Origin of the sequence: uncultured Dialister sp. (assembly GCF_900541605.1) — a bacterium.
GTDB lineage: Bacteria > Bacillota > Negativicutes > Veillonellales > Dialisteraceae > Dialister.
The window spans coordinates 1-10,877 of sequence record NZ_UQKJ01000065.1 but is presented as its reverse complement, the minus strand read 5'-3'; the positions used below and the strand labels follow the sequence as shown (position 1 = coordinate 10,877).

9 protein-coding genes and 1 other annotated feature are annotated in these 10,877 nt (G+C 55.0%); of the genes, 5 read left to right on the top strand and 4 right to left on the bottom strand.

Going from position 1 to position 10,877, the window contains the following annotated elements; all coding sequences use genetic code 11:
• Positions 1–221 precede the first annotated feature (221 nt).
• The 3 genes from QZR21_RS05820 to QZR21_RS05810 all read left to right on the top strand — a co-directional run bounded on the left by QZR21_RS05820 (position 222) and on the right by QZR21_RS05810 (position 3,945).
• Positions 222–887 (top strand): ABC transporter ATP-binding protein, encoded by a 666-nt coding sequence (locus tag QZR21_RS05820; protein ID WP_296974234.1) that lies wholly within the window; start codon positions 222–224, stop codon positions 885–887.
• Positions 881–2,053, top strand: a complete 1,173-nt coding sequence (locus tag QZR21_RS05815; protein WP_296099111.1) for an ABC transporter permease — start codon at positions 881–883, stop codon at positions 2,051–2,053. Before QZR21_RS05820 ends, QZR21_RS05815 begins: the two co-directional genes overlap by 7 nt.
• A 317-nt stretch (positions 2,054–2,370) precedes the next feature.
• Positions 2,371–2,572 (top strand) — a binding site (T-box leader).
• A 215-nt stretch (positions 2,573–2,787) separates the two neighbouring features.
• Positions 2,788–3,945 (top strand): ABC transporter substrate-binding protein, encoded by a 1,158-nt coding sequence (locus tag QZR21_RS05810; protein ID WP_296099108.1) that lies wholly within the window; start codon positions 2,788–2,790, stop codon positions 3,943–3,945.
• A 723-nt stretch (positions 3,946–4,668) separates the two neighbouring features.
• On the opposite strand, the gene QZR21_RS05805 is transcribed toward QZR21_RS05810, so the two are convergent.
• The 4 genes from QZR21_RS05805 to QZR21_RS05790 form a co-directional block, all read right to left on the bottom strand.
• On the bottom strand, positions 4,669–5,292 hold the full coding sequence (locus tag QZR21_RS05805; RefSeq protein ID WP_296099105.1) for a DUF2232 domain-containing protein: 624 nt from the start codon (positions 5,290–5,292) through the stop codon (positions 4,669–4,671).
• Complete coding sequence (locus QZR21_RS05800) at positions 5,289–5,579, bottom strand: GIY-YIG nuclease family protein (RefSeq protein ID WP_296099102.1); 291 nt, start codon at positions 5,577–5,579, stop codon at positions 5,289–5,291. The genes QZR21_RS05805 and QZR21_RS05800 overlap by 4 nt, the downstream gene beginning before the upstream one ends.
• Positions 5,566–6,828, bottom strand: coding sequence for an enhanced intracellular survival protein Eis (locus QZR21_RS05795; RefSeq protein WP_296099099.1), 1,263 nt, complete (start codon positions 6,826–6,828; stop codon positions 5,566–5,568). Before QZR21_RS05795 ends, QZR21_RS05800 begins: the two co-directional genes overlap by 14 nt.
• 332 nt (positions 6,829–7,160) lie before the next feature.
• Positions 7,161–8,051 (bottom strand): DUF2156 domain-containing protein, encoded by an 891-nt coding sequence (locus QZR21_RS05790; RefSeq protein ID WP_296974227.1) that lies wholly within the window; start codon positions 8,049–8,051, stop codon positions 7,161–7,163.
• A 272-nt stretch (positions 8,052–8,323) separates the two neighbouring features.
• Here QZR21_RS05790 and QZR21_RS05785 point away from each other — a divergent pair, with 272 nt between their 5' ends.
• Together QZR21_RS05785 and QZR21_RS05780 are read left to right on the top strand one after the other, a co-directional pair.
• Positions 8,324–9,835: an NAD(P)/FAD-dependent oxidoreductase gene (locus QZR21_RS05785; protein ID WP_296974225.1), complete on the top strand. Its 1,512-nt coding sequence runs from the start codon at positions 8,324–8,326 to the stop codon at positions 9,833–9,835.
• A 121-nt stretch (positions 9,836–9,956) separates the two neighbouring features.
• Positions 9,957–10,637, top strand: a complete 681-nt coding sequence (locus tag QZR21_RS05780) for a hypothetical protein (protein ID WP_296099094.1) — start codon at positions 9,957–9,959, stop codon at positions 10,635–10,637.
• Positions 10,638–10,877: the final 240 nt, after the last annotated feature.

Sequence of the window (10,877 nt, the reverse complement as noted above, 5' to 3'; positions counted from 1 at the left end):
CCCGCCTCTACGAGGCGGATCCATCCCCTGGCCTTTGGCCGCCCCCTTCTCTAAGGGGGCACTTGCTCACGGTTGGTTTCAATATGCCTGGTAATTCCAATCATGCAGGCCCTTGGAGAAGGGCCGCGGCAAAGCCGCGGGACCTCAACTCTCAATTCTCAAATCTCAACTCTTTCTTTTGCGGCGGAGCCGCTGACCCACTATTCAACAAAGGAGTTCCTATGATTCTGGTACAAAATCTGATCTGTGAATTCCCCGATGGGGAAGGGAAGAAACTCCGCGCCCTTTCGGTGCCCTCCTTTTCCCTGGAGGACGGAGGGCTTGCGGTGATTACCGGCCCCTCGGGCACCGGGAAAACTACGTTTCTTCACTGCCTTTCAGGCATGCTGACCCCTTCCTATGGGGATATTACCATTGGCGATGTGCAGCTGACAAACCTTTCTAAGGAAGAGCGGTTCCGCTTCCGGGCGGAGAAGGTGGGCTATGTGTTCCAGAAGCCCCTCCTTCTCTCCTGGCTCACGGTGAAGGAAAATATCCGCCTTTCTGCGAAGCTGGCGGGCCGCTCTGCCGATGACGATGAAATCGAAGGGCTCCTGGCGGATGTGGGCCTTTCCGGCATGGGAGACCGGAAGACCGGCCACCTTTCCGGCGGCCAGCAGCAGCGGGTGTCTTTCCTTCGGGCCGTAGTGCGCCATCCCTCCCTTCTCCTGGCCGACGAGCCTACGGCGTCCCTGGACGAGGAGAACGGGAAGAAGCTCATGGATATCATGCTGGATTACCAGAAGAAATCAGGAGCCACCCTGCTCTGTGCCACCCACGATAAACGGGTGATGGATCTCTTCCCGAAGCGCTACGACGTGCAGAAAGGAGGTTTCCTCCCATGCTGAAACTGGCATTTCTATCCCTGCTCCGGCGGCCTCTCCGGCAGCTGCTGCTGTTCCTCCTCATCCTGGTGACGGCGGCGGTGCCGGTGTATATTCTCCAGGTCACCGGCGGCCTCTACGAAGGCATCAACCGGGCGGTGGAGCCGTTCCCCATACTGGCAGGCGCCCGGGGTTCGGCGTACCAGCTGGTACTGAATACGGTATTTCTCCGGGACCGTCCGGTGGGCAATATTTCCTATGAGGAAATGAAGAAACTGGAAGACGGCGGGAAGACCCAGGCCGTGTATCCCCTGGGATTCGGCGATAACTATCGGGGATTCCGCATCGCCGGTACCGACGCGGCTCTCTTTGATTACCGGCCGAAGAAAAATAAGGGCCCCTGGCTGGCCATGGGGGAAGGCCGGGTCTTCCGGAATGAAGGAGAAGCGGTCATCGGCAGTGAAACTGCCCGGCTCACGGGACTGAAGGTGGGAGATACTTTCAAGTCCGTCCACGGTACTTCTGCCAAGGGCCATGCCCATGAACACCCCTTCAAGGTGGTGGGCATCCTTTCCCCTGTGGGTGGCCCCTATGATACGGCTATCTTCATCGACATGAAGGACGTATGGGAAGAACATGGAGAAAAGGAGGAAGCAAAACGGGAAGTGACGGCGCTCCTCGTGGTGCCGAAGGGCTATAAGGAAGCCATGGAACTCCTTTCTGCCTACCAGAAGAATAAGGAAGTGCAGATGGTCTTCCCCTCCCAGTCCATTATTTCCCTCTACGCCATGGTGGGACAGACCAAGGGATTCTGGAAGGCCCTGGTCATTTCCCTTCTCGCCATGTCCCTCATTATCACTCTCCTGGTCATGTACTGGAGCGGCCTGTCCCGACTGCCGGAACTGGCTCTCCTGGAAGCCCTGGGCGCTGGAAAGGGAAAAATCCGGTCCCTGCTCCTCCTGGAGGAGGGGATGCTCCTCTTCCTGGGGAGCCTGGCGGGCTGGTGCGCTGCCTACGGCGGCAGCCTCCTCACAGCCAGGGCCATCGCCAATACGGCGGCTATCACCATGGTGACAGCCCCGGACTGGCGGGGACTCCTCATTATTCCGGTAATCACTCTCTGCGGCATGGCGGCAGGCCTCATTCCGGCAGCACTGCTGGGGAGGAAGGATGTGTCACAGTACTTGTAGAAGAATTGAGATTTGAGGAAAGAGAATTGAGGTCCCGCAGCTGCGCTGCAGATGGGGGCCTGAAGACTGTAACCCTGAAACGGACAAATGACACTACAGGAGGCTCCTTCCTTGGGAAGGCGGAGGTTAGCTGATGGAAACTGATGGAATTGGTCCGAAGGGCCTGTCCTGCTCAAGGCTCAAGGCTGGAGGCTCGAGGCCCCTGCGCATAGGGCTCTAACTGCACTTTGTAAAAATTTTGCCAAAAATTCATTTTCTGTCTTGACAGATGAAATGGCAGGTTGTATTATGTCTACAAGCTTCTGAAAGCGAAATACATACAAGCGATGAACGAGAAAAAGGTTTACTTTTGATCTTGCAGAGAGCCGGTGGGCGATGAAAACCGGCAGACGAAGGTTTACTGTTAGTCACTCGAGAGCTTTCCAGCCGAATATAGTAAGCAGGAACGTCCATTCACGTTACGAATAGGAAACCGCAAGTATAATGTAGGGTGGTACCGCGAATCAATTCGCCCCTATCTCCGGCTCATGCCGGAGGTAGGGGCGTTCTGTTTTACAGGGGCATTCTATATATACGGCGGCGAGAGAGATAAACCAGAGTGGTACCGCGGAACATCCGCCCCTGCCGGCAGTATAAGACTGCCCGGCAGGGGCGTTTTTATTTCCTTCATCCCTGTGTCGTCAGAAGTTGGCAAATATGGCATTCAATCAAAGTTTATGAAAGGGGTTTTCACTATGCAGAAGAAATGGTTAAAAGGTATGGCAGCAATTATGGCAGCAGCAGCAATCTGCGGCGCATTCGCAGGATGCGGCGGCAGCAAGAAAGCGGGCGGCGACGCAGGCGGTGCCCAGACCGTTAAATTCGGTTTCCTCGGCGCCTACACCGGCCCGGCTGCTGCCTATGGACAGGCTATGAAGGACGGCACGGAACTGGCGGTAGAAGAAATCAATAAGAACCCGAATACCAAGATCAAAATCGACCTGAAGACCTATGATACCAAGGGCAACAAGGCAGAAGCCATCAATGCCATGAAGAAGGCCATTGAACAGGATAAGGTTCTCGCTGTTGAAGGACCGACCCTTTCTGGCTCCATGTTCGCTGCAGGCCCCATTGCCCAGCAGTCCAAGATGGTAGCTTTCGGCACCGGTACCACGGCTCCCGGCATCACAGATATCGGCGACTATATTTTCCGTAACGCCATCCCCGGCAAGATGGCTATTCCGATTACCGTAAAGAAGGCCCATGATAAACTGGGCTTCCAGAAGGTAGCCATCATGTATTCCAACAACAATGACCAGATGGTTGGTGAACATGGCATTTACGAAGAACTCTTCAAGAAGATGGGCATCGACATCATCGATACCGAAACCTTTGCCGACAAGGATACCGATTTCTCCGCACAGCTCACAAAGATCCAGGCTGCTAACCCCGATGTTATCTGCATCGCCGGTCTGTACCAGGAAGGGGCCCTCATCGTTAAGAAGGCCCGCGAAATGGGCATGAACCAGCCCATCATCGGCAACAACGGCTTCAACAGCCCGGCATACATTGAACAGGCCGGCGCCGCTGCGGAAGGTACCCTCGTAGCTACTCCGTGGAACGCAGAACGGAAGACCGATAAGGCACAGAACTTCCGGAAGGCATTCAAGGCAAAATACGGCCACGAACCGGACCAGTTCTCCGCCCAGGCTTACGATGCTATCTACGTTATGCATGAAGCTGTAGAAAAATCCGGCAGCACCACGGACCGCAAGAAATTCCGTGATGCCCTGGCCCAGATCAAGGACTTCGAAGGGGCTACCGGCAAGTTCCAGTTCGATGACCACAGAGATCCGAAGATGGATCTGGACGTTCTCCAGGTAAAGGACGGCAAGTGGGTTCCTTTCGCTTAATAGATAGACTTTGATAGAAGAATAACCATTTCCGGTGAAAACCAAAAATCAGCGGGGCTGTAGGATCGTGCAGTCCCGCTGATTTTTTGTGGGTACATGGGCTGGTGTACGACCGTACAGAGCTTCCACCGGTATCCATCTGCGGCTGGCGCCGCAGGAAAGATTGCCGTAATGGTAATCAGCTCAGTGTAAGAAAATCCGTAAGAATGCAGGCCCTTGGAGAAGGGCCGCGGCAAAGCCGCAGGATGGATTGATGGGAAACGGTGAAAATTATCTGCTTCGCAGATTACCGCCTCTGCGAGGCGGATCCATCCCCTGGCCTTCGGCCTACCCCCATCTCCAAGGGGGGGCACTCGCTTACCGGTATTCCCAGTATGTGAGATAGTCCTCGACCATGCAGGCCCTTGGAGAAGGGCCGCGGCAAAGCCGCAGGATGGATTGATGGAAGACGGTGGAAATTATCTGCTTCGCAGATTACCGCCTCTGCAAGGCGGATCCATCCCCTGGCCTTTGGCCTGCCGCCTACTCTAAGGGGGCACTTGCTTACCGGTATTTTCAATATGCAGGATAACCAATAGGATGCAGCCTTTCGCGGCGCAGCAGCTTGACCTCAAATCTCAAATCTTTCCTCTACGGTCCCAATATAAAAAGGCCCGCGGCGAAGCCGCAGACCCACTATTTCACTAACCCACTATTTCACTAACTCACTAATCCACTATCTCACTATATCCTTCTCCCCGCCTTCAGCCGTTTCAGGATTTCCCGGCCGATTTCCTGGTTCAGGTAGGCGTAGCAGTAGGCGTTCAGGATGAAGACGAGGCCCAGCATGACCATGCCGGAGGTGGTGAAGACCGCCTTCCCCGGGTCCGGGTCGAAACCGAAGACCGTGGACAGGGGTTTCCAGATCCACTGGATCATGGAGACGAAGCGGTCAATGGCGCTGGTCAGGGCGTCGGCGATGCCGAGAATATAGATGGAAACGGCGATCTTATAGGACATTTCCACGATGTAGGCCAAGGCTGTCAGGTGGAGGGTTTTCGCAAAGGACAGGTTGTGGCGGAATCCGTATCCCATGGCCAGCCCCAGTGCCGCTGCATAGAAGGCAGTGGTGAATCCGATTTCCGGACCGCCGATGATGTTGACGAGGAAAATTTCTGCCAGGCTGGTGCCCAGTCCCCATTTCATGCCGTGGAGGCTGCAGATCATGGCGATGGGTACCGCCGAGGTGAGCATGGTGATGAATACAAAGAAGGGAGCCAGGAGTTTCAGGAGTACCAGCAGCGCCGCTATGGCTGCCGCCGCTGCTGCCTCTGTGAGGTACCTGGTTTTCTGTACCGATGAATTCACTGTGTTTTTCTGTCCTTTCCAAAGGAAGCCGCCAGGGCTTCCTTCTCTTTTTTCGTTTTCTGCTTCATGTGCCATTCCATGGACCGGGCTTCGTGTTCCGTGGAAAAGGAGGCGTACCAGGCCAGCTTCACCGGAAGCCGGCTCCTGGTGTACCGGGAGCCCTTTCCGGCGTTATGGGTGTCAATCCGCTTCTGCAGGTCATCCACCGTGAAGCCGGTGTAGAGGGACCCATCGGCGCACCGCACCATGTAAGTGAAATAGGTCCGCCCTTTTTCAGAACCACTCATTGATCCAGTTCTTTTCTGCAGGGACCATGGCATCTGCCAGGGCCAGCACCCGCTCTTTTTCCATTTCATCGGCCTGGAGCCATTGGATCTTTCCAAGATCCGACAGTTCCGTGAGGCTGGCGGATCCCATGAAGAGTTCCGCCAGGCTTCCTGCATTGATGCAGAAGGCAGGTTCCGGGATTCCCTCTCCCAGGGTGAGGCCGGAAATGTCTTCGATGTGGCATTTCAGGCTGTAGAAGACGTCTTCCTTCAGGGCGCTGATCTTCCCATCTTCCGCCCGGAGCACATAGATGCCGTTATTGTCGGGCAGGAAGGAGTCCACCAGCTGGAATGCCAGCTCTTCCCCTTCCAGTTCCTCCGGACAGGGGAGACCGTCGAAGGCGGTGACCGGGTCCGTGACCCGGGCCATCATGTAAGGGAAAGTCCGGTTCTTTATATAGGTATGTTCGGCGCCGTCATTCCAGTAGCGGAATGACCGGTCGTCCAAGGGCTCCTGCCATAGGCAGCGGTCGATGGAACCCCGGTGGCCGGCCATGAAGGCGTAGAGGCCCCGGCGGCCCGTTTCCCGGGCAAAGGCCATTTCCGTAGCGATGAGTTTCCTGTCGTCCATGGTGTAGAACAGGTACCCGGAAGGGCCTTTTTCATCATACACCACGGCGATATATCCTTCCAGCAGCTGTCCTTTGATATGGGATTTCCAGGAGGCCTCATCCCGGAGGGTGTAGCCGTTCCGCTTCTTCGTGAAGGCGTCATAAATGGCAGAGAGTTCTTTCCAGTCCCCATCATTATCCAGGGTCCGGGCGGCGGCGGGGCGCTCGGAGATCTTTGCCAGCTCCTCCGGCGCCGCTTCCCTCTGCCACTGGTGCACGTAGAACCCGAAGCCCTGGGGCAGGTAGTAGGATGCTGCGGAGGGCATGAGAATCACGAAGGGCTTGTCCTCTTTGGCGGCCAGGTGGAAGGCGCCCCGGAGGAGGGATGATGCATAGCCCCGTCCCCGGGCAGCGGGATGGGTGGATACGCCGACAATGTAGTCCGTCGGGAAATCCCGGCCCCGCACCCTGACCGTATAGGGCCGACGGTGGAGGGAACAGGCCAGCTGTCCCTTTTCTTCTCCCACCAGCACCGTGGATGGGGTATAAAGGTCTGTAAAATACCATTGGAAGAAGGGGTCCGATGGCTTCTCGAAGCAGTAAGCCCAGAGGGCTTTGATTTCTTCCGTATCCTTCTCGGAAGCTTTTCGTAGTTGCATAATGTCCTCCTGGTGGAAAGGAAAGAGTTGAGAAAAGAGAGTTGAGAGTTGAGTCTCCAGCGGCGGAGCCGCTGGCCTTGAGCCTTCAGCCTTGTGCCTTGAGCGGGACAGGCCCTTCGGGCCGGGTGACGTGTGGATGAATGGCATGCGAACATGCGGGGCTTCTGGCTGCTGGCGACTGGCTTTCAGGAAAGCTGACCTGCCTGCGGCACTTTCATCAGTTAACCTCCATCTGCTTCGCAGATTCAGCCTCTTCGAGGCGGATCCATCTCTTTGGGGAAGGGCCGCGGCAAAGCCGCAGAACCTCAATTCTCTTCACTCAATTCTCAAATCTATTTCTTCAGTACCACGTCGAATTTTTCAGTCAGGTGGTCCGGGTTGTAGCCCATCTTGGCTTCCCGGAGGCCCGGTACACCCAGATCTTCTTCCCGGTTTACGAATTCCGTATCCGCAAATTCGTGGAGCAGGAAATCCCGGTTAATGGCCTGGTAGAGGCCCCGGATATTGGGGTTTGCCTTCTCAAAGATAATGTGGGCCATTTTTTCATTGACCAGGTCCCCATTGGTGAAGGCTTCCACCTTGCCGTAGATGCGGATGACAGCCCCTTTTACGCCCAGGGCATCCCAGTTGTCGAAGCAGAGCTTCATGGCTTCCTCTTCTTCTTCAATGTCCCCGTGCCGCTCAAACCATTCATGGATGCCGGCCTTGGCGTCTTCCATGTTGTCCTTTGTGATGGGTTCGTACTGGTAATCCGAATACTGGCGGAGGAAGGAATTCAGGTGGTTCTTCTTCATCCGGAGTTTCTTGCCGGGCAGGGAAATCATGTCCGCCGTGCGGTACACGTATTCCTCATTGTCCCGGTCTTCGATGAAATTGTATTTCCCGGGGCAGAGCCGCTCAATCTGCTCTGTTACCCATCGGGAAGCGGACTTCAGGCGGAATTCCATGCCCGCCTTGTCCAGTTCCTGGTGAATCAGGTCCAGTCCGTGGACGAAATCCTCTTCTTTTTCTGCAAAGGGAGGGAGGAAGAACATATCCTTTCCCTGTCCCGCACGGATGAAAAGGATGTTATCCTTCACGGCCCACTTCGTGTCGTGGGCTTCCTGCCAGAGGAAGAGGGTGTTGAATGTGCAGTCAATCTGCTCATAATGGTGAACTTTGAAAAAGCCATCAATCAGTGGCTTGTCTTCAATGCGAAATGATTTAAATTCTATGATGTCCATCTCCTTGTATGGTACAGGTATGCCTGTGAAACATTTAATTTTTTAAATACTTATTATACCATTGTACCACAACAGGGCAAATGCACAAAAAAGAAAGGATGTCTGTGATTTCGATGCCCCTTTCCTCCGGTTACCGCCAGCCTCCGGTGTCGGAATCGAAGGACCCTGCCCTTGCCAAATGGGGCCTTTTCAATCATACTATAGATATAGATTCTTATAAATATGGTAAGAAATTTCTGAACTTTTCCAAACAGGAAATAAGGAGGATTTCCATGAAGAACTACGATGTCATTGTCATCGGCACAGGAGCCGGCAATATTGTGACCGACGCTGCCCTGGCGAAGGGGCTGTCGGTGGCGGTTATCGAACGGGGCCGGGTCGGCGGCACCTGCCTCAACCGGGGCTGCATTCCTACAAAGGTCATGGTGACAGCGGCAAACCGGGTCCGGGAGGCCCGGGAAGGAAGCCGCATCGGCGTCTATGCGGATAACGTCCGTATGGACTGGGATGTGGTGTCGAAGCGGGTGTGGAAGAAAATTGATGAGAGCCCAGCCATACGGACCTACTATGAGCAGTTTCCCAATGTGGATACCTACAGCGGTACCGCTTCGTTCCTGGATAACCATACCCTTTCGGTGGCCCTGGATGGGGGAAAGAGCCTTACCATGAAGGGGAAAAAGATTTTTATCGCCACCGGCGGCCGGACGAATATTCCCGCTATTCCGGGGCTTGAAGAAGCGGGGTATGTGGATTCGGAGAAATTCTTCGGACCTGATTTCCCGAAGAAGCCCTATGAAAGTCTCCTCATCATCGGCGGCGGTCCCATTGGCTGTGAATTTGCCCATATTTTCAATGCCGCCGGTACGAAGGTGACCATAGTGCAGCACAATGTGCGGCTGTTCCCCAAGGAAGAACCGGTGGTGTCCGATTTCCTGCTGGGAGAATTCCGCCGCCTGGGCATAGCTGTGGAGCTCAATAAGGAAACCCTTGGCGTCACCGGGAAGGATGGAAAGAAGGTCCTTTCCTTCCGGGACAGGACCACCGGGGAAGAAGGGACGGCGGAGGCCGAGGAAATCCTGGTGGCCCCGGGAATCCGTCCTATGACGGAACTGCTGCACCTGGAAAATACGGACGTCCGTCTGGACAGTCGGGGATACATCGAAACCAACGAGTTCCTGGAAACCACGGCAGAAGGCATCTGGGCTCTGGGGGACGTGAACGGGAAGGCTCCCTTCCGGCACAAAGCAAACTACGAAGCAGAAATCCTGGCACACAACCTGTTCTCCGACAATCCTCCGGACCACTGGCGGTGGGCGGACTACAGCGCGGTCCCTGCCGTCACCTATACTTACCCGGAAGCGGCCCATGTGGGCATGACAGAAGAAGAGGCAAAGAAGAAGGGACATACCGTGGAAACGGCGATGAACCACTACTCCACCTCCGCCAAGGGCTATGCCCTGGGATTTGAGCCGGGAGACCCGGACGATGGATTCGTGAAACTGGTGATCGATAAGAAGACAAAGGATATCCTGGGTGCCCACATCGTGGGACCGGAAGCGTCCATCCTTATCCAGCCCTTCGTGGATGCCCTCATGGCCGGATCCCATACCATTCATCCTATCCATGAAGACATTGCCTCGGAAACGGCAAAGAAACTACGGGCCCTGCCCCTGACAAGGACCCTTGCGCCCCGGTCTGTGTATACCTTCAGCGAGACCATGACGCCCCATCCCTCCCTGTCGGAAGTGGTCATGTGGACGAGATATTATTATGAGAAGAAGTAAAGGGGAGAAAGTTGAGGCCTGGCTGCCATCCACCAGCCACTTATGGCAGCGCAGCTGCGGGACCTCCATGTTTCACGCAATCCTCAAATCAATCTTACATTTCATAGAGGAAAGGAAATATATGATGAATTGGAAAAAGGGAGGGCTCCTGGTCCTTCTGGGCGGTGCCCTTTTGCTGGGAGGCATGCCGGTTTCCGAAGCTTCCCTTTGGCCGGGGCTTGGGGTGAAGGTGTCCGAAAAATCCGGCGCCTTCCGCACCGACGATTACCATCTGGGAAATACGGTGCTCCGGAGCCCGTACCTGGTGGCACACCTGAATAACGATGAATATGCGGGCAATGTGAATGCAGCCATTGCCCGGGAGAAGAACCGGTTCCTGGAGGAACTGAAAGAAGACAATAGGACTGTCACCACCGATGGATGGATGAGCTGGCACGAAGGGCTGGTGGGAAATTTCATCAGCAACAATGAAGGTATCACCAGTATCGTCCTTATCGAGCAGAAACTTTCAGCCGGTGCGGAACACGGGAAGACATTTGCCAAGGGCCTCAACTTTGACGACACCGGAAATCTTCTGGATCTCTCTGCGGTTCTCCCCAACCTTACGGTGGATGATGTGAACCATTGCATAGAGACTACGGCAAAGAAGAAGGGGATTACCCTTCTGGAGAACCACAGGGTCACGGAGCTGCCTACCAATTTTTACGTAGGGAAAAACCGGGTGGTCTATGCCATTTACCAGCAGGATGACCTGACACCTTTTGATGAGGGAGTATTTTCTGTGGCTATTGGGAAAGTGTGAAGGGAAAGAATTGAGATTTGAGATTTGAGAATTGAGGCCAAGCCGCTTCGCGGCGGATGGACGGAATACGGTTGGTGTCATTTGGGACGGAGCCTTTAGCCTTGGGCTGGACAGCCGCCGGGCGGCAGTTTGGCATGCTCATGGGTAGGGTCACCAGCACGGAGCTTCCAGGGAAGCGCTGATTGAATCGTTGTCAGATTTCATTCTTGGATTTTTATGCAATGCAAGGAATAATCCGAC